Source organism: Pseudomonas sp. HY13-MNA-CIBAN-0226 (assembly GCF_040310305.1).
Taxonomy (GTDB): domain Bacteria; phylum Pseudomonadota; class Gammaproteobacteria; order Pseudomonadales; family Pseudomonadaceae; genus Aquipseudomonas; species Aquipseudomonas gregormendelii.
In genome coordinates this window covers 1-269 of the sequence record NZ_JBEOPS010000282.1, presented here as the reverse complement: position 1 = coordinate 269, position 269 = coordinate 1, and the positions used below count along the sequence as shown (strand labels likewise).

General features: G+C 61.0%; 1 pseudogene. It reads left to right on the top strand.

Going from position 1 to position 269, the window contains the following annotated elements:
- A pseudogene (locus tag AAEZ05_RS28760) lies at positions 1-269 on the top strand (two-component sensor histidine kinase); the annotation flags it as partial.

The following is a 269-nucleotide window of genomic DNA, read 5'->3' as shown; positions in this document are numbered from 1 at the left end:
CACGCTGGTTTATCTGCTGATGAACGAAGACGTGCTGGTAGACCGGCAGTACAGCCATGGCGTCGCCCTGACGTTGCGTGGTTATTGGGCGGTAGACCCTGAGAACCGCGAAAAGGTAGCCAAGGCATCGACCCTGACTCGGGTTGACGGCGCCGGTGTGCCTGAAGGCGAGCAACATTGGCCCTACAGCGAGATTTACCAGCGCCAGATGCAGGCCGAATTGGGCGCCGACACCGAGGTGCGCCTGCGTATGCATGTTTCGCCTGCGC